Annotated in this window: 29 protein-coding genes and 2 pseudogenes; 2 read left to right on the top strand and 29 right to left on the bottom strand. The window is 25.7% G+C overall.

The genetic code is table 11. The annotated features are described in order from the left end of the window. Positions 1-227: 227 nt before the first annotated feature. Positions 228-476: pseudogene (locus tag LEQ07_RS06060) on the top strand (inorganic diphosphatase); the annotation flags it as partial. Between the two features lie 408 nt (positions 477-884). On the opposite strand, the gene LEQ07_RS06055 reads toward LEQ07_RS06060, so the two are convergent. From LEQ07_RS06055 to LEQ07_RS05920, 29 genes and pseudogenes are all read right to left on the bottom strand, one after another. Continuing rightward, positions 885-1,784 carry a hypothetical protein gene (locus LEQ07_RS06055; RefSeq protein WP_263329905.1) on the bottom strand — a complete coding sequence of 300 codons (900 nt, stop codon included), beginning with the start codon at positions 1,782-1,784 and terminating at the stop codon, positions 885-887. A gap of 96 nt (positions 1,785-1,880) precedes the next feature. After that, the gene (locus LEQ07_RS06050) at positions 1,881-2,522 is read right to left on the bottom strand and encodes a GNAT family N-acetyltransferase (protein ID WP_046823864.1); all 642 of its coding nucleotides are present in this window, start codon (positions 2,520-2,522) and stop codon (positions 1,881-1,883) included. A gap of 174 nt (positions 2,523-2,696) precedes the next feature. After that, on the bottom strand, positions 2,697-3,746 hold the full coding sequence (locus LEQ07_RS06045) for an L-threonylcarbamoyladenylate synthase (RefSeq protein ID WP_199874293.1): 1,050 nt from the start codon (positions 3,744-3,746) through the stop codon (positions 2,697-2,699). Positions 3,747-3,859: 113 nt separating this feature from the next. Further along, entirely contained in the window at positions 3,860-4,159 is a 300-nt protein-coding gene (locus LEQ07_RS20865) for an AAA family ATPase (protein ID WP_332842951.1), read from the bottom strand. Positions 4,160-4,240: 81 nt separating this feature from the next. Continuing rightward, positions 4,241-4,717, bottom strand: coding sequence for an ATP-binding cassette domain-containing protein (locus tag LEQ07_RS20860; RefSeq protein ID WP_332842950.1), 477 nt, complete (start codon positions 4,715-4,717; stop codon positions 4,241-4,243). Between the two features lie 279 nt (positions 4,718-4,996). Then, a complete protein-coding gene (locus LEQ07_RS06035) occupies positions 4,997-5,392 on the bottom strand; it encodes a hypothetical protein (protein ID WP_021431908.1) in 396 nt (131 codons plus the stop codon). Then, on the bottom strand, positions 5,389-5,853 hold the full coding sequence (locus tag LEQ07_RS06030; protein WP_263329904.1) for a LytTR family DNA-binding domain-containing protein: 465 nt from the start codon (positions 5,851-5,853) through the stop codon (positions 5,389-5,391). Before LEQ07_RS06030 ends, LEQ07_RS06035 begins: the two co-directional genes overlap by 4 nt. Positions 5,854-6,451: 598 nt before the next feature. Then, positions 6,452-6,793, bottom strand: a complete 342-nt coding sequence (locus LEQ07_RS06025; protein ID WP_263329903.1) for a GNAT family N-acetyltransferase — start codon at positions 6,791-6,793, stop codon at positions 6,452-6,454. A gap of 195 nt (positions 6,794-6,988) precedes the next feature. Further along, on the bottom strand, positions 6,989-7,507 hold the full coding sequence (locus LEQ07_RS06020; protein WP_263329902.1) for a GNAT family N-acetyltransferase: 519 nt from the start codon (positions 7,505-7,507) through the stop codon (positions 6,989-6,991). Between the two features lie 55 nt (positions 7,508-7,562). Next, the gene (locus LEQ07_RS06015) at positions 7,563-8,195 is read right to left on the bottom strand and encodes a hypothetical protein (RefSeq protein ID WP_263329901.1); all 633 of its coding nucleotides are present in this window, start codon (positions 8,193-8,195) and stop codon (positions 7,563-7,565) included. Between the two features lie 28 nt (positions 8,196-8,223). Then, positions 8,224-8,733 carry a hypothetical protein gene (locus tag LEQ07_RS06010; protein WP_263329900.1) on the bottom strand — a complete coding sequence of 170 codons (510 nt, stop codon included), beginning with the start codon at positions 8,731-8,733 and terminating at the stop codon, positions 8,224-8,226. A gap of 371 nt (positions 8,734-9,104) precedes the next feature. Next, positions 9,105-9,881: a CPBP family intramembrane glutamic endopeptidase gene (locus LEQ07_RS06005; RefSeq protein ID WP_263329899.1), complete on the bottom strand. Its 777-nt coding sequence runs from the start codon at positions 9,879-9,881 to the stop codon at positions 9,105-9,107. Positions 9,882-10,390: 509 nt separating this feature from the next. Then, a complete protein-coding gene (locus LEQ07_RS06000) occupies positions 10,391-12,358 on the bottom strand; it encodes an ABC transporter ATP-binding protein/permease (protein ID WP_263329898.1) in 1,968 nt (655 codons plus the stop codon). Between the two features lie 582 nt (positions 12,359-12,940). Beyond that, positions 12,941-13,642 carry a DUF4097 domain-containing protein gene (locus tag LEQ07_RS05995; RefSeq protein WP_263329897.1) on the bottom strand — a complete coding sequence of 234 codons (702 nt, stop codon included), beginning with the start codon at positions 13,640-13,642 and terminating at the stop codon, positions 12,941-12,943. Between the two features lie 31 nt (positions 13,643-13,673). Continuing rightward, positions 13,674-14,381 carry an ATP-binding cassette domain-containing protein gene (locus LEQ07_RS05990; protein WP_263329912.1) on the bottom strand — a complete coding sequence of 236 codons (708 nt, stop codon included), beginning with the start codon at positions 14,379-14,381 and terminating at the stop codon, positions 13,674-13,676. Between the two features lie 195 nt (positions 14,382-14,576). After that, positions 14,577-15,385 (bottom strand): annotated as a pseudogene (locus LEQ07_RS05985) (ABC transporter transmembrane domain-containing protein); the annotation flags it as partial. A 32-nt stretch (positions 15,386-15,417) separates the two neighbouring features. Further along, positions 15,418-16,038: a hypothetical protein gene (locus LEQ07_RS05980; RefSeq protein WP_263329896.1), complete on the bottom strand. Its 621-nt coding sequence runs from the start codon at positions 16,036-16,038 to the stop codon at positions 15,418-15,420. Next, on the bottom strand, positions 16,010-17,377 hold the full coding sequence (gene ctpM / locus LEQ07_RS05975; protein ID WP_263329895.1) for a radical SAM/SPASM domain Clo7bot peptide maturase: 1,368 nt from the start codon (positions 17,375-17,377) through the stop codon (positions 16,010-16,012). Before ctpM ends, LEQ07_RS05980 begins: the two co-directional genes overlap by 29 nt. 98 nt (positions 17,378-17,475) lie before the next feature. Continuing rightward, the gene (locus tag LEQ07_RS05970; protein ID WP_263329894.1) at positions 17,476-17,622 is read right to left on the bottom strand and encodes a Clo7bot family Cys-rich peptide; all 147 of its coding nucleotides are present in this window, start codon (positions 17,620-17,622) and stop codon (positions 17,476-17,478) included. 102 nt (positions 17,623-17,724) lie between these two features. Next, positions 17,725-17,877 carry a hypothetical protein gene (locus tag LEQ07_RS05965; RefSeq protein ID WP_156317215.1) on the bottom strand — a complete coding sequence of 51 codons (153 nt, stop codon included), beginning with the start codon at positions 17,875-17,877 and terminating at the stop codon, positions 17,725-17,727. 193 nt (positions 17,878-18,070) lie between these two features. Further along, on the bottom strand, positions 18,071-18,223 hold the full coding sequence (locus LEQ07_RS05960) for a Clo7bot family Cys-rich peptide (protein WP_021431926.1): 153 nt from the start codon (positions 18,221-18,223) through the stop codon (positions 18,071-18,073). Positions 18,224-18,426: 203 nt separating this feature from the next. Further along, positions 18,427-18,600 carry a hypothetical protein gene (locus LEQ07_RS05955; protein ID WP_263329893.1) on the bottom strand — a complete coding sequence of 58 codons (174 nt, stop codon included), beginning with the start codon at positions 18,598-18,600 and terminating at the stop codon, positions 18,427-18,429. Then, positions 18,601-18,726 carry a Clo7bot family Cys-rich peptide gene (locus tag LEQ07_RS05950; RefSeq protein WP_263329892.1) on the bottom strand — a complete coding sequence of 42 codons (126 nt, stop codon included), beginning with the start codon at positions 18,724-18,726 and terminating at the stop codon, positions 18,601-18,603. A 383-nt stretch (positions 18,727-19,109) separates the two neighbouring features. Continuing rightward, positions 19,110-19,271 carry a Clo7bot family Cys-rich peptide gene (locus LEQ07_RS05945; protein WP_021428754.1) on the bottom strand — a complete coding sequence of 54 codons (162 nt, stop codon included), beginning with the start codon at positions 19,269-19,271 and terminating at the stop codon, positions 19,110-19,112. A gap of 52 nt (positions 19,272-19,323) precedes the next feature. Continuing rightward, positions 19,324-19,485 carry a Clo7bot family Cys-rich peptide gene (locus tag LEQ07_RS05940; protein WP_021428894.1) on the bottom strand — a complete coding sequence of 54 codons (162 nt, stop codon included), beginning with the start codon at positions 19,483-19,485 and terminating at the stop codon, positions 19,324-19,326. A gap of 386 nt (positions 19,486-19,871) precedes the next feature. After that, entirely contained in the window at positions 19,872-20,330 is a 459-nt protein-coding gene (locus LEQ07_RS05935; RefSeq protein ID WP_263329891.1) for a hypothetical protein, read from the bottom strand. 300 nt (positions 20,331-20,630) lie between these two features. Next, entirely contained in the window at positions 20,631-21,191 is a 561-nt protein-coding gene (locus LEQ07_RS05930) for a histidine phosphatase family protein (protein WP_263329890.1), read from the bottom strand. A 588-nt stretch (positions 21,192-21,779) separates the two neighbouring features. Continuing rightward, positions 21,780-22,013, bottom strand: a complete 234-nt coding sequence (locus tag LEQ07_RS05925; RefSeq protein ID WP_263329889.1) for a GNAT family N-acetyltransferase — start codon at positions 22,011-22,013, stop codon at positions 21,780-21,782. 98 nt (positions 22,014-22,111) lie between these two features. Next, complete coding sequence (locus LEQ07_RS05920) at positions 22,112-22,516, bottom strand: ABC-2 transporter permease (RefSeq protein ID WP_263329911.1); 405 nt, start codon at positions 22,514-22,516, stop codon at positions 22,112-22,114. On the opposite strand from LEQ07_RS05920, the gene LEQ07_RS05915 reads away from it, so the two are divergent. Beyond that, positions 22,455-22,580, top strand: coding sequence for a hypothetical protein (locus tag LEQ07_RS05915; RefSeq protein WP_263329888.1), 126 nt, complete (start codon positions 22,455-22,457; stop codon positions 22,578-22,580). The genes LEQ07_RS05920 and LEQ07_RS05915 overlap by 62 nt on opposite strands. Positions 22,581-22,694: the final 114 nt, after the last annotated feature.

Raw genomic sequence — 22,694 nt, 5'->3', positions numbered from 1 at the left:
TAAATAAAATATAAAGTAAAATTGAAATATAAAATGAATATAATAAGATTAGACAATCATTAGATTATCACTTCAAGTATCCCTTAAAACTAGATTTAAGGATACTTGAAGTTAAGTATATTTATTAATAAGGAGATGTTTATGGAGAAATATTTAGGAGAAAAAGTTAATGTTATAATGGATAGCCTTTAGGTAGCAACCATCCAAAATACAACTATGTATACACTCTTAATTACGGGTATATACCTAATACATTATCTGGTGATGGTGAAGAAATTGATGCATACGTTATTGGTGAGTTTGAACCTTTGGAGTCATTTACCGGATATGTTGTAGCCTTAATAAAAAGAGAAAATGATATTGAAGATAAACTTGTTGTTTGTAAAGATTTAAACAAATATAATAAGGATCAAATTTACTCACTAGTTGAGTTTCAAGAAAGATTTTTCAAATCTAGAATAATAACTACTATATAAATGTAATAAAAAAGAGAGCTCATTCTTAAGAGTCCTCTTTTTTATTATTAATTGTAAGCATGTCGCTTACATATTTATTATTATCTGTAACCCTTATTTTCACTTAATTCTAAGCTTATTTATATAAATTCTTAATTACAACATAGTTAAAACTAACTTATAACTAATTTTTATCTATAATTTTACTTTTTTAAATTTAAATTTAAACTATATAATATTTGATTAATAACAAAATTAATATGAATTTTTAATATGAATTTTTACTTAAAGTATCTTCATAAAAATTTATACTAACATCTTTTAAATCAGTATCTTTTAGATTAAATTTATTATCTATTAAATAATTATAAAATTTCACATCATATACATAAGTCGTATTCGTTTTTTTACGGTTATAACACTTATGCTCTAGGTATTTTGCAAACCCTCAACTAAGTTTTCTTCACACCATCCTACCCAATCATAAGCATCTTTGCCAAAACTATTATAGCTATCTAATAAAGTTTTATCTTTCTTTAATTCATTCGAAATTTTTATAAACTCCTTCGTTCCGGTAAAGTTTCTAAATAGCTCATGTGAATATTCATGGAATGGTGCTCCAAATAAATTATCTTTATTTGTGGATGGTTGAATCGTCGATATCTTATAATTTCCATTTTCAAATCCCATCGCTCCTATTGGTCGCAAATCATAATAAAATAATGCAGTATAATCCTTATTAAATTTTATTCCACTTTCATATTCCATAAATTTAAATATATCTATATTTTCCTTTTCAAGGTATCTGTTAACTTTTTTTCTGTTTAATTCTATTTTGGAATTATTACTTTCTATAAATTCCTTTAAGTACGTTTTGTAAAAATAATTATAGAATATATCTATATCTTCCTTTCTCATTTGACTTAATTCTAACTTAGATTGATTATTAATTTTTTCTACGACTTCTTCAACGCTAGCATTATCATCCAAAGATATTGTTTCTGATACGTATTTCCACTCACCATAATTATCATATATTCTAATTAATCTGCGCTTCATCTCAGTATCCATAGTTGAATATGTTTCTTTTAACCATTTATAATAATCTACCCCATACTCTCCACAATTTTTGTATAAATTTTCATTAAATTCATCAACATTTTTAAAGTTTGTCCTATAAACGTCATAAGCTACTGTAACCAAAGAAATTTTTAAAGTTAACCCTCTAACTTCAACTTTGCTACCATTACTCTCTTTATTAATTTGTGTGTAAGCTAAAATCAATATTAGTAACAATATAAAAAAACCTATTAGTAATTTTTTATACATCATCATCCCCCTACTTAAAAGTATTTTAATTATATATAAAAAAGAGCTCAACTGTTATGAATTCTTTTTATATTATTACTTGTAAGCTTTTTTATCCTAATCTTCATCAATCATACTACACGAAATTTCATACTCCTTTTGACTAGCTTGAAATTGCTTTTTCTTTGGACAAAACGTCTTATCAAATTCTTCGACGTCATCTTCACTTGGATCAAAAATATCTGCAAATTCTACATATCCTGAAATGTCATCTAATGCCCCTTCATAAAGAGGCAATGCTAATAATCCTTTATAATAATTACCATCTTCCATTGATATATTATATTTTTTTGCTCCAACAAATCCATATGGCTCATAATGGTATGGATATCCTAATGTTAATATCGCCGTATACCCCAATTTTTTTGCAATTTCTATAGAGTATGTAATAAGTTTACGCCCAAGTCCTTTTCTATGCATGCTTGGTAATATACTAACTGGACCAAAGGTAATAGTATTGTACTCGTTGCCATCTTCTGATATTACTTTTGAATGCGTATAAAATATGCTTCCTACTATTTTACCATCTACTTCTATTACAAATGAAAGCTCTGGTATAAAATCTATGTGTTTTCTCATATTATGGATTACTAAATGCTCATTACATCCAGGAAAGTATAAATTCCAAAATGCTTCTCTTGCAACCTCTTCAACTTTTCTAAAATCTTCCTTACGCTCATTTCTTATTTTTATATTCATATTTTACTCCTTAACTATACAATAAATATAAGCTTGATTATATCATAATTTTTTATAGTATAATGATTTTCTATTGGTGGATTTTTATTAATGTTTTTTATTTATAACCCATGGTTATTTTTTTATCAAACATAATTGTAGAATTTTTTTACTTACAACTACATGTAAAGTTATTTATATATGAACAATGTTTCCTGCACTAGCTTTTTCTAATCTATTGATTATAGAATTTCCTAATCCATGATTAATAGGCGCTTGTATGTAAATATGGTCAATATCCAACTTATCACATTCTCTAAGTAAGTCAAATATTTTTTGTGCTGCAATATTTAATGTATTAAAACTTCCTAAACTATATATGTAATTATAGTTGCTGAATTCGTCTAAAAACTCTTCAAAACAAAGTATAGCATTATCCTTATTTGCATTTTCTTTAATCCACTTAGAAGTATTTACATAATCTCCTTCAACTAATGTTACAGGTACATCTGGTGCATAATGTCTATACTTCATTCCTGGAGCTTTTGGTACTTCACTATCTTCAACACTTAATAGATCCTTTTTATATATAAGGTTAGGAATTATATCACATATCTCATCTACACTTATAGCTCCAGGTCTTAACAGTACAGGATCTGGAGTTGACATGTCTATGATTGTTGATTCTAAACCAATTGAACATGACCCTCCATCTAAAATACAAGGAATTTTTCCACTTAAATCGTTAATACAATGTTTTGCACTTGTAGTTGAAGGCTTGCCTGATAAATTTGCAGACGGAGCAACTAATAAAGTTCCACTTTCTTTAATTACAGCTCTAGCTATTTCACTTTTAGGAAACCTAACTGCCACAGTATCCATACCCGCTGTAACTGTATCTGAAATACACTCTTTTTTATTGAAAATTAATGTTACTGAACCTGGCCAAAAAGCATCAAATACTTTTTTCGCTTCTTGTGGTATATCTTTGCATATATCATAAACTTGTTCTAATTTATGTATATGTACTAATAATGGATTATCTTGTGGTCTACCTTTTACTTGAAATACCTTTTTAATTGAATTTTCATTAAAAGCATCTGCCGCTAATCCATAAACCGTTTCTGTAGGAATTGCAACAACTTCACCTTTTTTTAGGTATTCTGCTCCTTTTTTAACACTTTCGTAATCCGAGTTCAAATCTTTAACTTCTAGTATTTCTGTTTCTATAGAATTTACTGTCATTTACAACTTGCCTCCTATTTATGCTATTTATACATTAACTTAATAATGCATATTAATTATTATAGTACATATATCTCTTCTAAGTTAGAGTATAGTCCTAATATTTTTGTAACTTACATACTAAAATTCTTTTTCATGTTCTTTAAAAAATCATAATAGGTACGTACATTTTCTAATTCTGTCCATTTTTTAACTCTTACTGGATCCTCATCAAGGTCATATATTTTAGCACCTTTCATAGATAGCATAAATGGAGAGTGCGTTGATATTATAAATTGGCATCCAAAAAATCTTGATGCATCTTCTATAAATTTAGACAATTCTATTTGTCTTTGCGGGGAAAGACTATTTTCAGGCTCATCCAGTATATACAGTCCATTCTCTCCTATCTTTCTAGAAATATTTAAAAGCACTTTCTCCGTTTGAATATTCTCTAATGTTGTCTCTTAAGTTATCTCTTATAAATTTAGATTGAGTTTTTTTCTTAGCCCTACTTATTTTTTCATTTCATCATAATCATCTAAAGACGTCATCCTAAAACTTGAAAATTTAGTATCTATATATTCTTCAAATAACTCAGATCTCTTTTCATCAATACGTTCATTTATATTTCTGATATTTAACATATAATCAAATACATCATCACTAGTTATAATCTTACTATTTTCAGGTATTTCATTTGAAATTTCCATGTAGCACATATTTACATAGTCCGTAAAAAAATTAGTTTTATTGTAAATAGAATCTCTATCTAGGTTTACTTTTTCAGCAATTATATTTAATGCTGTTGACTTTCCAGATCCATTACCCCCGTATAATATAGTACTTGGTTCAAAGTCAATTCTTTCAAATTGATTTTTAGATAATATTTTAAATGGATAAAAAGAGTCATAACAAGTTCTTTTTTCCTCTAATATAAATTTATATTCAGTATCTTCATTAACAAATTCAAAAGCACTTATGTATATCATTTTTTATTTTCCTTTCGTACTTGATATAAAAACTATGTGTATAATATTTTATCATATTTCTAAGGTTATAATATTTATTTTAAACTATGTTAATCACTACCTAATCTAAAATAAATTAATATACAAGTTGTTTAATACTATTAAGACATCCATAAAATTTAAATAAGATCAAAAGAGTTCAATATTTGCATGAGTCCTTTTGATCTTATTTGATGTAAGAAATTTGCTTACAGATTCTTTATACTAAAAAGGCATATTCATTTAGGTAATTTATATAATCTAATGCTTTGAGTTTTTTACAAGATTATTTAAGTATCTTATTTCTTTTATATAAATTCTCCTATTTATATAATACGTTACGATAGCAATTAAACTATATTGAATTAAAAAACTAATATAGTTTGTTAAATATCCTAATTCGTTTCCTAATACATATAAAATCGTTGACATGAATAAATTTTGAACAATTAATATTAGTTTATAATGATTTTCTCCATATTTACTCAATAGCTTTGGGTATAGTACTGTTGCTGAATATGAAAATAGAAAAGATATTCCTAGAATAGTTATCAACCAATTAGACATATTCCTATCAGATGTAACTATTCCATATATCATAAATATAATTAAACACTCTGATAATATAAGAAAAAATTTGGAGTTATAGGCTTTCATTGATTATATTCCTCCTCTATACTTTTTTTGAAATCTCTAAAATAACTTCGATTTACTACTTGCTTATATCGATTGCTTAGTATTACTTGAAATCTCATATTAGAATGGTAACTAATCTCCTCTATATGCTTAACATTTATTATTGTATTTTTATTTACTTTTATAAAATAATTTCTTCTTGATAGAATTTCCTCTAATCTTTTCATCGATATCTTTATAATTAATAATTTGTTTTCAATAGTTGTAAAACATACATCTCTTCCATAAGTTTCAAAATATATTATATCTTTATCCTTTACCTTTATTTCTTTATTTGTATCTAAGTCCTTACCTATGATACTTGAATTATGCACTGTTAATAATTCTTTTATATAAATATAGTCATTTTCATTATCGTCAGTGGTTATTACATTTACATTAGTTTCATTTATTAAATTATCTTTAATATGGTTTATTTTCATTTTTACCTCCTCTCTCAATATAATTTAATTGTATGAATACTATTCCTTGCTGTCTACATAACTATCTTCTTGTTGCAAATATCACTACACTTTTTACAAAACTAGTTCGTGTATTTATAAACTTACATAAATCTTACTTCCTGTAATATTTGATTTTACTAAACTCTGCCTTTAATCAACTTAATAATTCCTGTAATTTAGCTTTATTTAAACATATTTATAACACAAATAAAACTAATAAATAACAAAGTTATTTATTAGTTTTATTTGTGTCATAAATACAATTTATTCAAATTTGAACCTTAATATTTTTTATTATTTAGTATATTAATAGATTGATGAACCGCCCACTGTTGATGTTCTAAGTGTATATAATTTTTTCTCCAAACGATTTTTCTACTAACATTATTTGCCCCCTCTTTTATCCTATTTTGTATATTTCTTGTAAGCACAATTCTTACAGCTTGATTTCTAATTAGTTACTAATTGTAAGCTTTATTTTAACTAAATTTATTTCACAAATTATCCTAGTTAAAACATAGTTATATTATAGTTTAAACTATTTTTTAATAACTAATAGTTCTACATTTAAGTATTTCTAGTTAATAGGTAGTCCATAATTATCTTCAATATCCTTTTGAACTTTAATCATATAACAACAATGTTCATTAACTGTTTTAAACCCCAACTTATTATAAAAATCTTCTTTATCAGGTGTTGCCAAATATATGGTCCTTACATGCATCTCTGGTTGTTCTAATAAACTTTCGATTATCTTACTCCCTATACCTTTACCTCTATGCTCAGGATGAACCAATACATCTATTATAGTAGCCCATCTTACTTCCTCACTTAAAGATCTAGCCATTCCTATCAAACTATTATCATCCCAGCAAGTTATAATACTTGAAGATTTTTTATTATTTTTCCCAATCCTCATATTTACTTAGTACTTTCCAGGTTGCATAGTTACAATAAAAGTCCTTTACTTTATCTATATCTAAATCTTTAGAATTCAAAAGTCTAATCAATCAAATTCCCCTCCTAATTAAAATCTAGTTTAATTGTATCAGATTATTTAGGCTTAATTCATTTCTAAAATATATGTTTTTAGCATAAAAAAAGAGCAATAATATTATTGCTCCGTAATTAATAAACTTAATATATCTACATTATGATTTTTATTTTCAATATCCATACTTGTTGTTTTTACATACTGGTATTCTAGTGAATCCCAGAATCTTCGTCCATTAATATTATCTTCTAGTACTCCTATTCTCAATCTTATAGCACCTTCACTTAATGCATATCTCTTTATTTCTTCATGAACAGCTCTACCTAATTTTTTATTTCTCTCACTTGGCGAAAGTAAAAGTAAACCTATCATCCAAGTTCCAATTTCTGGGTAGTCCTTAAGTATATCTACTATACCAATTAGAACTTCACTATTATCATATACTCCTAATGTTAAAGAATCCTCTAAAGTCTTTTTTTCACTATACTTAAAGATATCATCTATATCTTTATCAGTTGCATTTCTACCACTAGCTAGTATGTGATAGTCAGAGCATAAATCATATAGTTGTTTAATCTCATTATGATTATCATTCGTTATGGGTTTAATAATATACCCATTTTCTAGTATACTTTTCATAATCCTCTTATACTCCTTTTTACCAAAATACATTATTAGTTTTTAATATACCAAATTAACTTTCAGCCTCTAATAATTGTTTAACTTTATCAAAGTTTTCTACATCAATTATTATCTTTCTATCTCTAAAACCTTTTGAAACTTTAATTATTTTTTTATTCTTTATAAGAACCGAATTGTTATATTCTATTTCTTCTATTTTATCAATATCGAATACTGTTCCATCGTAGAAAATCACTTTATCTTTAGATACTATACATGGATTTAATATTACTTGTATTATATTAATAATACAAAATATACTAATTACAGAAATCATTAAAAGAATCACCTTTTCATACAACTCAAAACTATTTGTATATGTTAATAGATTTGTAATAGTGTACTTATTTCCATGGTTAAAACCTGCATACCTTGATTTAATTGTACTATACATATTAAATAGCAAAATTCCCATAGGTATAATAACCAATTTATTATTTTCTTTTACTTTGATACATTCTATGTTTTCTTTATCTATTCTCTTTATAAGCTTTCTTCTTAAAATATCATCACTTAATTTCATTGATAAAATTAAAGTTGTAAATCCAACTAATGATATACTACTTACTACTTGATTTTTTGGTACTATAGCCATTATCGCTAATATCACCATAATAACTATTAATATTTTTCTCTTTATACTCATTTTTTCTCTCTACCCCTATTGTATGTATTTATATAGAATTTACTTTTATGTATATAATTAAGTCTTTCTCATTTCTACTTGCTTGATAGTTCTCATCTAAGTTAATGCTATGAGTTGAATGATCTTTATTACCAATACTATATGCAGCTACTTTTAATTCTTTATTTAACTGTATTTCTCTTTTCTCATCTAAAATAGACATCGCCATTCCATTTTCTAAGTTATTAAAAAAGTCTAAAGGTAACTCTATCCCCGAACCGCCCACTATGATACTCAAATTTTCGTCTTTGTAATATATATCGATTGGTATGTTTTTATTTTGATTATTTATAGATACCGTACTTTCCATCATTAAATCTTTTTTATTTAGTTTTCCATTGTGATATTCTTCTGAATATATATGAATATCATATTCATCCTTTTTAAAACCATCTAAGCTATATTTAACACTCATATCTTCTAAATTGTCTTCTATTTTAGATATAGTACCAATACTATTTTGATTTTTACCTCCACATACAATTATTGTAACTGGCATAATCATAATTAGTAATGTTAAAAAAATTTTCTCATATCAAACCCCCATTCCCCAACTTAAAATCCCCCAATTTTAATAGTATTTAATTTATTATAGCTGAATTTATAAGTATTTGCATATAAATAACTTACTTACAAAAAAAGAACTCTAAAAGAGTTCCTTTAAATTTATTAATTGTAATCATCAAGCTTACAAATTTATTACTAGTTAATTACTAACTGTAAGCTCTGGTTTTGCTTGTATCTAGATTTAACTCATTAAATATAAAAATTAAAAATTAGTTTTATATTACATAAATTATTATATTTTTTTAGTTTAATTTTAATATTAACTAAATTATAACTATGTTTCTATTAAGTTAATACTAACTATTATTTTACTCCAAATAAACTCCACTTTCTGTGATTTCTTCTATAATCTAAAACCATTTTATAAGATGCCATTATTAAAAATACAAAGCAAATTGTAGCCAATATATAGTATGTAAATTTATTTAGATTGTATAGCTTTAGATCTATCACTCCTCCAAATAAATTAAAGATCATATGTAACATTATATTTGCATAGATAGAGTTAAAATACATATACATTAAAGCAAGTACTATACCTAATATAAATGTATATATACTTTGAACTATATTTCCATGTTCTATTCCAAATACTAATGCTTGTACAACTATAGCTATACCTATTTTATAATTTTCTTTTAAGTGATTGAATATAATCCCTCTAAATATTATTTCTTCATATATAGGAACTAATACTACGATGCACATTATATTTAAAATTGAACTTGTTTGTGATGTTATTCTATTGCTTACTTCTTCATAACTTGGAAATAATTGAGTTAAGAAATCTATTAATATTGATAAAACAATGCTGAGTGCAATCCCCATCAATATAATGTACAATATATCTTTTAATTTAATTCTTTTTAACTTATATATGTATGCAATGTTTTTGCCTTCGCCACAAAATTTATATATAATAGCTAATGTAATAAATCCTCCTAAACTTGCAGCTACTGTATTATATTGGTAACTATTTTCAAATAAAATATTCACAAATAATTTTCCAATACCTGTACTAATACTAACAACTATTAATAATCCAAATAATAGGCCCATGGTCCTTAAAATTCTTTCCATAAATATTTCTCCTTTTAATTTAAAACTTTATCATCTATTAAAAATGAACATATTACCATTAATACATTTAAAAGTTTTTTAATCAATAGATATGCACTAACATTGGATATTTTGAGGTTAACATTGAATTAATTAATAAAATATATGAAAATAAAAACCTTTCTATATTATTCATTATTATTTTGTAAGCAATATACTTACTATTTTATTGCTAAATAATTACTAGCTGTAAGCTTTGATTTTACTCAACCCTATATATAACTATATAAAATCAATATTAATTATATTATAAAACTTTAATTTAATATATATAGAATAAAATTAAAACTATATTATAACTAAGTTAATTTTTAGTTTATATTTAAAAACTTAAAAGCCGCTAAGTTTTAAGTAATATATTTATACCTATTAATTTATAAAATAAAAAATAGCTGAAGTCCTATAGTAATGACTTCAGCTATTTATATTAATTTATTTCATTTGATTAATTTTAATTCATTCAATATACATTAATCTCTACGTAAAGATTCAACTGGATCTAATCTTGCCGCTTTATTAGCTGGTAAGAAACTAGCTAGCATACTTATCACTACACTAATTAATATACCCGCTAGTGCATATGTAGGAGTAATTCTTACAACATTAAAATCAAATGTAGTTCTAGTAAAGTGGTTTGCTATTGCCCCTATCCCATAGCTTGCTCCAATACCTATTAAGCCACCAAATATGCCAAGTAAAAATGCTTCTGTTACAAATATACGGCGTATATCTTTTAATCTTGCTCCTAAAGCCTTTAATACTCCTATCTCTTTAGTTCTCTCAACAACACTTATATTTAGTACAACAAGGATCATAATTGCTGAAACAACTAGTGATATTCCAGCTACTCCGGTTAACACGTAAGATAACATATCTATCATATCTGTAAACATTTCAATCATAGACTCTTGCATTGATCCTGTGTATCCTAAATCTTTCACTGCATTCTTAATTGAGTCTGTATTAGATTTGTCATCTGCATGTAGATAAACTGTGTTTGGCTCTAAATTAATCCCTTCTTTGCTAAACCATGAACTTATAGAATTATAAGGCATATAGGCCATATTTCCTGTGCCTTCATATACCCCACTTACCTTAAAGCTTTCTGTTATTATCTTTTCATTTACTAATAGTTTAACATCTACTGTTTTTCCTACTATATCATCACCTAACTCGCTAGCAATCATGTCTGAAATTAAGATTTCTCCATCTTTAGGCATCTTTCCTTTTGATAAGTTAGATTCAACTAAGTTTGATGAAGTTGACATAAAGTCCATAATCATTGCCTTTTTACCGTCATAAGTTATATAGTTTGATCCCATTGCAGTTAGATTATAACCTTTCTCTACAGAATCTACATGATTAATTTTTTCTAGTTTGTTAATATCATTCTCTGTAATAGGTGTAGATTTCAATCCATTCATCATTTGCTCTGACTGAGCCTCTTGTTGTTCTTTTATAGACATATTTTCTGTTGATTTAGTTTTATTCTCAGCAGGTTTATTTACCTGTATTACTTCAGGATTCACAAAGCTATTCATTTTATCTGTAACATATCCTGTGACTCCATTTCCAATAGACATCATTAAAATTACACTCATAATCCCTATACTAGACCCTAGAGCAACTAATAAGTTACGAGAAAATTTCTCTTTCATATTTAATAAAGACAATCTCATTGCAGAGAAAAGCCCTAAGTTTTTATTTTTCTTATTCTTTTTGATAACTTGTCTTTCTTCTATATGATTAAGGGTTCTTCCTTCCTCATCTCCTACAATCTCACCATTATCAATTTTTACAACACGGCTAGAATATGCAGCCACTTTTTCAGAGTGAGTTACCATAATTACCAACTTACCACGTTGTGCTATTTCTGTAATTATATCTAATACTTGATTTGTAGTCTCTGCATCAAGGGCTCCAGTAGGTTCATCTGCAATAATAATATCTGGATCATTTACTAATGCTCTCGCTATAGCAACACGCTGTTTTTGTCCTCCCGATATTTGGTTAGGCTTTTTATAAACATGATCTTTTAGCCCCATATCAGTTAATACTTCTAACGCCCTTTTCTTTCTAGTTTCTGAATCTACATTAGATAAAGTCATAGCCATTGATACATTATCTAATAAGTTTAAATGTGGAATTAAATTAAAACTTTGAAAAACAAATCCTATGTTTTCTTTGTGATAATTTACTAACTCAGATTCTTTGAAGGTACCTATGTTTCTTCCTTTATATAAGAGTTCTCCTTCGAAATTTGAATCTAATCCTCCGATTAAATTCATCAATGTAGATTTTCCACTTCCCGATTCCCCAATGATTGAAACTAGTTCACCTTTATCAAAAGATACATTGATATTTTTCAAAGCGGTAAACTCTTCATTTCCTGCTAACTTATACTTTTTATAAATATTCTTTAGCTCTAATAATGCCATATCGGTCACCTCCATTTAAAAGTATTTTGAAATTATATCATACTTTTATGAATTACTTATGAAAGTTTATTTCTTTGTAAAAATACCTATCCATAAAAATTATCGCATGATAAAGTTCTTTATTTTTACTTTGACCTAATTTTTACTTGCACCTCAATTATTACCCTTCATATTAATAACTAAACATCATGCACAGGTTCAACCTTTTATAAAGTCATTTGTTTAGTAATTGATATATTTATATAGTTTTGAATTTTTTAATATTTCGTCCTACTTATAAAAAACAAATTATTAAAAAACTAGTTTTGTATATAAAATCTTTAATTGCAATAAAAAGGAGTTCATAATTTTATAAACTCCTTTGACATTATTTATTGTAATCAACTTACTTACAATATTATTACTATTTGTAATCTTTGATTTAACTGGATTGCAATTTTAACTATATAATATTAAAATAATATCTATTATTTTAATATTATATAATTTAGTTTAAATCAATAAATAACTAAGTTATAACATAGTTTTGATTTGATATTTTACAATTTAAACATTGGATTATATTCGCTTTGTTCTATTGTTTTAACTCTCTATAGTTACATTTGATACTTTTTTCTTTATCTCAAATACAGCTCCGTTATTATCAATTTGAATATCAAATTTTCCATTTATATCTTTTTCATCAATTCCATCAATATTAATTTTACTTCCTTTTGGAATAGTAACTTTTATGTCCCCAATATCTTTATTAATATGATATTCATACCCATCTTTGATATTTTTCAGATTTAATCTAATGTCTCCTATTTTAGAATTTATATAGCACTGTTTTATCTCTCCAGTATAAACTAAATCCCCAATATTTATATCCATATCTAATCTATCATAATCATTGTCTAATATAATATCTCCAATTTTACTTCTGACATCAAGAAAATTAATATTTTCAGGAATCATAATTATACTTTCAATATTTGTAGCAGTTATACTTTCCTTACTTTTGAATAATGGATTTAAGTATATATCTCCGTCTTGAACTTCACAGTAAATACTATCTAATGTGTCCTTTAATTCTTTTTCATTTGTTCCACTAAGTTTTTTATTCATAGTTATTATAACCTGAGAGGAACTATGTTTTTTTATTTTTAATAAACTACAATTATTCTTTATAACTAACTTACATCCTTCAATTTTAAAACTGTATTCTAAAACTGCTTCTTCACTATATTCATTCTCATGTTCTTTAGAAAATCCTATTCCGCCTTTTATAAAAGTTTTTTTCATTATTTTCTCCCTTTATATTAAAAGTACAATATTATTTTTTAGAAAGTTCATTAATAAGTTTAGAAAAATATGTATCTCCTTTAATCAAAGTTTCATAACTTCCTTTTTCTACTATTTCTCCATTTTTCATGGTATAGATGCAATCTGCTTTATTCAATAAACTTAAATTATGAGTTACTATTATCACAAGTCGTTTCTTTGACAATTCTTCTAAGATGTCTTTTACTCTTTTTTCATTAATAGTATCAAGCGCTGCTGTAGGCTCATCAAAAATATAGACTAGAGAATCCTCAACTAAAGCTCTAGCAATAGATATCCTTTGTTTTTCTCCACCTGATAAATTAATTCTTTCATTTATTATAGTTTCATATCTTGAATCTAATTTATTTATTGTTTCTTCTAAATTAAGTTTTTCAATAACTTCTTTTATTTGTATTTCTTCTATGTCTCTTCCCATTTTTATGTTATCTTTAATAGATTTGTTAAGTAATTCTATATCTTGAGAAACCAAACTTATAACGCTTCTGATATCACTTACCCCATACGATTTTAGTTCTTTTTTATTTATGATTATTTCTCCATCATATGAATTATAAAATGCACTTAATAATTTTATTAAAGAACTTTTTCCTGCTCCAGAATCTCCTACAATTGCAAATATTCCTTTTGATGGTAGCTTTAAATTAATATTGTTTAAAGCATGACTTCCATTTTTATATTTAAAGCTAACATTTTTCATTTCTATTTCTTCAATAGATACAATTTCGCTATTTCCATCACTAGATTTTTCAGTTTCTAAGTCAATATATTCATTAATTCTATCAAATATAGGCATTATACTTCGTATGTCTATATTGCTATTTAATATTTCATAAACTGGTTGTACTAAAATTTGGAAGTAAGTACCTAGTGCAATTACTGTTCCTATAGTAATTGTTCCATTCATAGCAAAAAAACTTCCCATACCATATATAATAGATAGTGAGGTTATCATTATTGCATTACTAATACTTCCCATTAGCATATTTAATTTTTTAAAATTAATATTATTTAAATAGTTTTGTTCTATTATTTCTTTGAATTCCTTTTTTACCTGGTCTTCTCTATTAAAAGCTTTTATAGTGTTTATAGATCCAACACTTCTATTGATTTTTATGCATATTTCATCATAACTCTTTTGAATTTCTCTCGACATGGGAGTAAATTTCTTTGATATTTTCCAATTAAAGAAGAAATAAATCGAATATAAAAAAATAACTATTAGTGTTACTTCCTTACATAAAAATAACATTTGAATTATTACCATAGCTATTAAAATTATATTTTTTAAAATAACAATAAAAAAATTAGCAATAAACTCACTAATACTTTTCCCATCATTACTTATCCTAGAAACAATAGCTCCATTATTGCTATTATCAAAAAATCTATAGGAGCATTTATAATTTTATTGAACATTTTCTCTCTAAATAATATAGTCATTTTTTCACTAACACTCATAAATACTATATTCTTTAAATATCCAAATATAGGTTGGGATATACAAACACAAAAGAACATCAGAATACCTACAATTAAATTCTTTAAAGAATCACTCGGAATTACGTTATCCACTAAATCTTTAAAAATCAATGGGACCTCAAATACGGCAATTGTATATAAAATAGTATATACTAGCCCTTTAAGCTCATACCACTTATATATTTTTGCTATTTTCCATAAGTCTTTTATAAATTTTTTCATATCTTCTCCCTAAAGTATTTGTAAAATTATACTTACTTACTATTAATAACTTTTAGTAAGTTTTCATTATTAAAAATTACATTTTTTTCAAAGTCCTTAGTATTTAAAGCCTCATGAATAACTTTTTCTATACCATACTTATCAATTAATTTAATAAGTACACACATAGATATAAAGTATATATTTCCATGACTATAATCAACTTCATAAAAATTAATGTTGATATTGTTATCAAAATTTTGATTTTTAAAAGAATGATATTGATCTGAAAAGTATACAGCTAGTCCTTCATTTAACCAAGCAGGTAAATTTGTTTTTGATTTTAAACTTAATACTACATGAATAAATTCATGTAGTATTAAGTTTTCAACAGTCTCATTATTTGATGTCTTCCACTTGTCATAGTCTAAGATTAAAATAGCATTATTGAAACTTGTCCCTATTACCCATTTAGGTACTTTTGTTTCAAGCAAATTTTCTAACTCTTGTAAATCATCAAATACATCTATTACAATTTTTTTATCAAAATCGAATATCTTTCTTATTTTATTTACTCTATTATAAAAATCTGAATAATCTCTAATCCCTTTTAATACTCTTAAATCTCTAGCGTAAAAGTTAATTCTATCCACAGCTACAACATCCTTTTTCACATCCCATTTCTCCATTTTGTTCATATGTAGAAATTATTGTTTGCTCAAGACTAAATTTCCATTTTTCACACTTTGGATCATTATTTATTAATCCATTATATGGACATCCACCCATACATATCGGTAATATTTCACATTCTATGCATTTTTCATTTTCAAAAGGAGACCACATGATATAATCCATATTCATTGCATGCATCTTTTCTTCTGTTTTTTCATTAAGTCTAGCAACATTTCCAACTGCTCTATCTATATTTCCTATATCATTCCAACATTTATACATATATCCTTCTGGATCAATTACATAAGCGCCTGTATTATCAGCACAGCAGTAATTTGCTTTTATACTTGGGTAATATGGATATACCCCTGCTACTTTGTATCCTCTTTCAAAAAGTACCTTTTGATATTTACTATCTTCTTCTGCATATTCTTTTATGCTTAAGCAATTACTTGCTATAGAGCTACAAGCATCTGTATATGCACTAACATGACCCAAACTAATATTTGCACCTTTTAAGCCTTTTTTCTCTAAAATTTGTAAAAGTTCCTCAATATGATCTATATTAGTTTTATCAATATTTATTCTTATAGCTACATTTGTAATTCCACCATCTATAAGTTTTTTTACATTGTCTACTATTTTATCAAATGTCTCATCCTTTGAATTTTTTAGTATTCTTCTTTGGTTATGAATACTCGGAGGACCATCTATTGTAATTTGAGCTCCATTAATTCTGTAATCTTTAAACATTTGAACCGTTTCATCATCTATTAAGTATCCATTTGTTACAATAAATGATGAGTAATGAACTCCTTCTCTTTCAGTTATCTCTATAACTTGCTTAGAAAAATCCGCTATTATGTCTTTAGCTAATAGAGGCTCTCCTCCATACCAAGTAATACTAATATTTTTTTTACGTTTAGCATTTTCTTCTACCAATTTTATTAAAGAATCTTGAACTTCCTTACTAATCATTCCTGGTTTTGGAGTTTCATAGCAATAAGGACAAGCGAAGTTACATGCTAATGTTGGAGCAATTACTAATCCTAGACCGCCTTTTGAGAATTTCCCACTGTAATTTCTATACTTTATTAGTTTTAATTCATCTATTTCATTTTGAATTATAAAGTTTCCATCTGACATATTTCCAACTAACTCTTTCATGTTTCCACTGATTTTATCTGTATCTATATTTTCTATGTTTTCTAATACATTCATAAATTCTTCATCTACTTCCGCTAACGCACAAGTTAAGCTATTAAATGCTATTGTTTTTCCATTTTCTAATTCTATTATTTTGTTGTATTTAGATTTTTTCATAGTTGATCCTTTCATCTCCCCAATATTGTATTTATACTTTTTTATTAAATGACTTCGTGCTTTAAACCTAAATTTTAATCATAAAATGCTAATTAAATCTCCGCCTATCTGTATTATTTATTAAAGCTATCGCAATTAGTGTTACAAACCATCCCACAATTACTACTGCAAACATTAGTACATGTATATTTTGTACATATGCTTCCAATGTCAAAGCAAAATCCATCTCTAAAGTTTATTGATTTAATAATATATCTCATTTCATACTCTCCCTTTATCTAAAATTCATATTACTCTGTAATGAATAACATTATTCGATTTTTTAATTTCATATTTAAGGCTTATAGTATATCTACTTACTTTTAATAGTAATAACATATGTCTAGCTGACACATCGATGGACATTCTGGACTAGTGTTAGAAGAACAGTAATATATGCACATAGTGAAGGCACAATCTTCTGTACATAGACAAAACCCATGTCTATAACCTGTTGGTTTAACAATATATTTCATTTAGCCTTCTCCTTTCTCTAAAAAAAACCTGTACATGATAGAGACTCACAATTATAGGGCATGCAGCTACTATTAGACTCACAGTATCCCATACAGCTGAAATAGCAGTACCCTATTTCAAATCTTTTTGATGGTTTTTTATAAATTTCATATTTTGTTCCTCCTAATTTCACTTAGTAAAATTTATAATTCACTATGATGTATGGTAACTTATACATCCAGAGTTTGTTCCACAGCCTGAATAAGTACCACAGTTCATTCCACATAAAGAACCACAATCTTGATTACAACTTAAAAAACAATATCCTTCTTCGAATTTTCTTGCTGGTTTTTTTATAAATTTCATTTGTATTCCCCTTCTTTTTAATTAAACTAAAATTAATACATAAATATATTGCAACTGTATACCCCACAATTAAATGAACAGTAATTATTACAGTCAATATCACAACTTAAAAAACAATATCCTTCTTCAAACTTTTTGCTGGTTTTCTTATAAATTTCATATTTTTACTCCACCTATTTTTATTAGCAAAATTTATTTGCTCCTTATGCTGGGTGATAACTTATACATCCAGAGTTTGTTCCACAGCCTGAATAAGTGCCACAGTTCATTCCACATAAAGAACCACAGTCTTGACTACAACTTAAAAAACAATATCCTTCTTCAAATCTTCTTGCTGGTTTTTTATAAATTTCATTTTCTAATCCTCCTATTTTCATTTAATAAAATATATAGTTTCCATCTCTGTAGTCAACACATCCAGAGTTTGTTCCACAATATGATGTACAGCTAGTATAGCAATATGCCTCTTCAAATCTTTTTACTGGTTTTTTTATAAATTTCATTTGTATCCCCTTTTAAAATATAGTTATAAATTCTACCGAAAATTTTTTAATTTATTTAAATTTTTTTACAGGAGTCTGGATTATAACTATCTAATTATTTATCATTTATAGTGGAAAAGAAATTTAACATAAAAGTATAAACTTCATGCAATATAATTTAATTAATTATTTTTTTCTTTTCCACTATAATAATTTGTTATAAATTTGACTATTCAGTGTAAATCATTTATCTATCCCTTTAACAAGATACAAGGAATATAAATTCAAACAATAAAACAGAATAAAATACTTCTATATTTAAATATATAAATGAGCTTACAATCATAATTTTTCAATTAATTTTATTCTATTTTTAGATATTCCTGTTTTTATTTACTTTAAACTTAGTTTCCATTATTAACTATGCATCCATTGTTATTAGTTGTACAAGTACCGTAAGTACCCATACAGTTACTTGGACAATTCCCAAAGCATTGATCTTTACATTCCATGCCAAAACAGAATCCTTCTTCAAATTTTCTTGCTGGTTTTTTTATAAATTTCATTAATATTCCCCCTCCTTTTTCATTTGATTAATTATTAAAATTCATTTTAAATTTAATTTCCATTGTTAACTATGCATCCATTATTATTAGTTGTACAAGTACCGTAAGTACCCATACAGTTGCTTGGACAGTTCCCAAAACATTCTTGACTGCATTCCCATCCAAAACAGAATCCTTCTTCAAATTTTCTTGCTGGTTTTTTTATAAACTTCATTAATATACCCCTCCTTTTTCATTTGATTAATTTATTAAAATTCATTTTCACTTAAAATATGTCTTTATTTAGCTCAAATTTAAGGAAATATGAAATTTTAATCTGTGTATCTGTTAAAACTTAAATCAATCTAATTCCTTGTATAAGGTTACTTTATTCCAAAATCTTATTGAATTCAATGTTTAAGTATATGTTGTTGTTATATGGTATAAATTGCAGAAAAATTATAAAATTTGTATTATTTTTAATATTTTTATTATATTTTTAGTCTTTGCTTATATTTTTTAACATACAAAAGAGGTATTACTATTTATCTAAAGATAAAAGTAATACCTCTTTTAATTATTTCCTCATAAACTATATAAGTTGCATATTGTTATTTAATTTTATGAACCTTTTATATTATTAGTTATAATTGCTAGTGTATATCTAATTACTATTTTTATTAAATAAATCAATCTATTATAAGTATTTACCGTCTCATCTGCTTTATTTTCATTAAACACAATTACTGAATCTTTGGTTTTTATTCTTATAAATGGACTTACATTTTTATGTATATATACTTCAGACTCAAACTTATCTCCATTAACCTTATAAACTCCATTATTTGTATTTGGAGTATTACTACCTGATCCCCCAGATAAAATTACTTTATCTAATAGTTCTACATCCATTATATTGCTTACTTTATATGTCTTATGAGTTATTTTAATTTCATTATCTTTAAATTCTATAGGTTTTAATGCTGAATCCATTTGTTTAAATAAAAAGTTTATAGAAAAACCTATTATTATAAACATAAACATCATAAAAATATATCCGTATTTTCTAATTTTTATCATATTAGTTTTTCTTACTCCCCCAGTTTATTAATTCTATATAACTTATAAGTTTATTTAAATATACTATACCTTACCTGTTTTTAATTGTCATTAAGAGTATATATTTATAATAAAGCAACCCTAAATTTAAAACTTTTCTTCATATTATTCATTGTAATCAATTTACTTACAATATCATTACTATCTGTAAGCTTTGATTTCACTGATTTTCCAATTCAAACTTATATTTTAACTAAAACTAAACATAATTTATTTTTAATCTAAACTATATTATAACTTAGTTATTTATTAATTTTAATATTAATCAATCCACCCTATACATTGATACTCCTTATTATAATCTACCTCATATGGGGTGCAATATTTTATGTTTGATTCTCCTATAAACCTTCTAATAATTCCCCCATGTGCAACAATTATAATGTTATTAAATCCACGTTCAAGGTACTTATCTAATACGGGTATAACTCTATCTATAATTTCATTAATTGTTTCCCAATTCCTTTTATCTCCATTTGAATATTCCCCTTTACATCTCACAAAATCTTTATGTAGCTCATCTAATTGTTCTAATGTCTTATATTGATATGTTTTATCAGGGCACCATTCGTGTAAATCAACATCTACTTCTATTTTTATACCTGTATTTCTAGAGATAATAGCGGCAGTTTGCAATGCTCTTGTATACGGGGAGGATAGTATAACCTCACAATCCCACAAATCTGTATTTTTAGAAACTCCTTCTGCCTGTTGAATCCCTAAACTTGATAATTGAGCTAAATCTCTACCATGTCCAATAAATCCTCTTTCTTCACAAGGTAAATAGTCAGATTCACCATGTCTTATAAAAACTACTTTCATTTTACATTCTCCCTTTTATATACCGTATATTTATAGTAGCCTCACTAATAAGTTTAATAATATTAAATAAAATTAATATATTTGTTATAACTTTAATTTAATATAGTTATTTCACAATTATAACTTAGTTTTTTATAAGTTTTATTTATGAAATAACTATAATTCAAAACACTTTTTATCATTATTAAACATGGATTTTTCTCATCCCAAATTTCTTTTATAAGCTTAGGTTATAAGAGCGATATGTATATATTTGCTTAAACCTCACCTATCTTTACAACACTCAAGCTCCCATGAAAAATCTACAATCTCTTTAATATTTTTTATTTTAGCCTTTATAACTATATACTATATATAATACAGAATATCATAAATAGTAATCTAATTTTAGTAAATTCCACCATATAATATTCTTTATACTAAAAAAGGGAGATAACAATTTACCTCCCTTTTAATTGTTTAGTTGCCGATTTCCTTAAACCCTAACTTATTATAAATGTGAATTCCATGATTATTTTCTATGTTACAAGTTAACATAACATTATTTGATCGTACAAATGGCTTTGATCTTATATATTCTAAACATAACTACAAAGCTTTAGTTCCATATCCATTATTTTGGTATTTTTCATCAATCATCATATGCCAAATATTATACATATCTTCATCATAATCATAAATAACCATGACATATCCTACCATAACATTCTCTTTATAAATTCCAAAAGGAGTGCATTGATTATAATATGCATATGCTTGCACCAAACTACGAATAGGATGTGATACTTTTAAATAACTTAGTTCTAATGCTTTGTATGTCATAATAACCAACTCCCTTCAATTTTTATTTATTCATATATATTTTTTGAATTATACAAGTAAATAGTATTAATGTATAAACTATAATACTATTTACACACTTATACTAAATCTTTTTTAGAGTAAATATTTATAGATATTTTTATAGATATTGCTAAAATAGCTAAAGACAGTATTATTAAAATAATGTATTTTACAATATTGGGAACCCTATTTATTATATTTAAATGTATATGCTTACTTTGAATCCATTTTACGATTGCTGGAAGTGAAAGTGGCGAAATTAAAACAAAGCAAGAAGATATGTACTTTGTTTTTTCTGTTCCATATTTATACTGTATAGGAATATAAACTCCAAAAAAGATTGATATGACTAAGAATGATGTTAGTATAGAGTTTATACTTAAAAATTTCATTTCTATAGGTGTTATTAATGCTGCTAATATGTATAGTGCATACGTTATGATAAATATTGATGCTATAAATAAGTATTTAGATTTAACTATTTCTGAACGAGAATATGGAATTGTTGTTAGTAGTATGCATCCTTTGTTTTTTCTTCTAGTCTAGATACTGACCCATATAATATAAACTCCAAAAATAGTATCGTAATAATAAAACTTATAAAACTACTATCAAATCCTCTTGTTTGATAGTTAATAAAAATCGGCCCTGAAATTGAAA

This window comes from Paraclostridium sp. AKS73, from assembly GCF_025671395.1.
GTDB classification, from domain to species: domain Bacteria; phylum Bacillota; class Clostridia; order Peptostreptococcales; family Peptostreptococcaceae; genus Paraclostridium; species Paraclostridium benzoelyticum.
Note: the sequence above shows the minus strand (reverse complement) of the source record. Positions and strands in the feature narration are given on the sequence as shown.

Excerpts from the sequence above, each read along its gene's own strand:
- LEQ07_RS06055 (WP_263329905.1), bottom strand. The coding sequence starts at position 1,784 with ATGTATAAAAAATTACTAATAGGTTTTTTTATATTGTTACTAATATTG.
- LEQ07_RS06050 (WP_046823864.1), bottom strand. The coding sequence starts at position 2,522 with ATGAATATAAAAATAAGAAATGAGCGTAAGGAAGATTTTAGAAAAGTT.
- LEQ07_RS06045 (WP_199874293.1), bottom strand. The coding sequence starts at position 3,746 with ATGACAGTAAATTCTATAGAAACAGAAATACTAGAAGTTAAAGATTTG.
- LEQ07_RS20860 (WP_332842950.1), bottom strand. The coding sequence starts at position 4,717 with ATGATATACATAAGTGCTTTTGAATTTGTTAATGAAGATACTGAATAT.
- LEQ07_RS06035 (WP_021431908.1), bottom strand. The coding sequence starts at position 5,392 with ATGAAAGCCTATAACTCCAAATTTTTTCTTATATTATCAGAGTGTTTA.
- LEQ07_RS06030 (WP_263329904.1), bottom strand. The coding sequence starts at position 5,853 with ATGAAAATAAACCATATTAAAGATAATTTAATAAATGAAACTAATGTA.
- LEQ07_RS06025 (WP_263329903.1), bottom strand. The coding sequence starts at position 6,793 with ATGAGGATTGGGAAAAATAATAAAAAATCTTCAAGTATTATAACTTGC.
- LEQ07_RS06020 (WP_263329902.1), bottom strand. The coding sequence starts at position 7,507 with ATGAAAAGTATACTAGAAAATGGGTATATTATTAAACCCATAACGAAT.
- LEQ07_RS06015 (WP_263329901.1), bottom strand. The coding sequence starts at position 8,195 with ATGAGTATAAAGAGAAAAATATTAATAGTTATTATGGTGATATTAGCG.
- LEQ07_RS06010 (WP_263329900.1), bottom strand. The coding sequence starts at position 8,733 with ATGCCAGTTACAATAATTGTATGTGGAGGTAAAAATCAAAATAGTATT.
- LEQ07_RS06005 (WP_263329899.1), bottom strand. The coding sequence starts at position 9,881 with ATGGAAAGAATTTTAAGGACCATGGGCCTATTATTTGGATTATTAATA.
- LEQ07_RS06000 (WP_263329898.1), bottom strand. The coding sequence starts at position 12,358 with ATGGCATTATTAGAGCTAAAGAATATTTATAAAAAGTATAAGTTAGCA.
- LEQ07_RS05995 (WP_263329897.1), bottom strand. The coding sequence starts at position 13,642 with ATGAAAAAAACTTTTATAAAAGGCGGAATAGGATTTTCTAAAGAACAT.
- LEQ07_RS05990 (WP_263329912.1), bottom strand. The coding sequence starts at position 14,381 with ATGAAAAATGTTAGCTTTAAATATAAAAATGGAAGTCATGCTTTAAAC.
- ctpM (WP_263329895.1), bottom strand. The coding sequence starts at position 17,377 with ATGAAAGGATCAACTATGAAAAAATCTAAATACAACAAAATAATAGAA.
- LEQ07_RS05970 (WP_263329894.1), bottom strand. The coding sequence starts at position 17,622 with ATGAGATATATTATTAAATCAATAAACTTTAGAGATGGATTTTGCTTT.
- LEQ07_RS05965 (WP_156317215.1), bottom strand. The coding sequence starts at position 17,877 with ATGAAATATATTGTTAAACCAACAGGTTATAGACATGGGTTTTGTCTA.
- LEQ07_RS05960 (WP_021431926.1), bottom strand. The coding sequence starts at position 18,223 with ATGAAATTTATAAAAAAACCAGCAAGAAAATTCGAAGAAGGATATTGT.
- LEQ07_RS05955 (WP_263329893.1), bottom strand. The coding sequence starts at position 18,600 with ATGAAAATAGGAGGATTAGAAAATGAAATTTATAAAAAACCAGCAAGA.
- LEQ07_RS05950 (WP_263329892.1), bottom strand. The coding sequence starts at position 18,726 with ATGAAATTTATAAAAAAACCAGTAAAAAGATTTGAAGAGGCATATTGC.
- LEQ07_RS05945 (WP_021428754.1), bottom strand. The coding sequence starts at position 19,271 with ATGAAATTTATAAAAAAACCAGCAAGAAAATTTGAAGAAGGATTCTGT.
- LEQ07_RS05940 (WP_021428894.1), bottom strand. The coding sequence starts at position 19,485 with ATGAAGTTTATAAAAAAACCAGCAAGAAAATTTGAAGAAGGATTCTGT.
- LEQ07_RS05935 (WP_263329891.1), bottom strand. The coding sequence starts at position 20,330 with ATGATAAAAATTAGAAAATACGGATATATTTTTATGATGTTTATGTTT.
- LEQ07_RS05930 (WP_263329890.1), bottom strand. The coding sequence starts at position 21,191 with ATGAAAGTAGTTTTTATAAGACATGGTGAATCTGACTATTTACCTTGT.
- LEQ07_RS05925 (WP_263329889.1), bottom strand. The coding sequence starts at position 22,013 with ATGACATACAAAGCATTAGAACTAAGTTATTTAAAAGTATCACATCCT.
- LEQ07_RS05915 (WP_263329888.1), top strand. The coding sequence starts at position 22,455 with ATGTATAGTGCATACGTTATGATAAATATTGATGCTATAAATAAGTAT.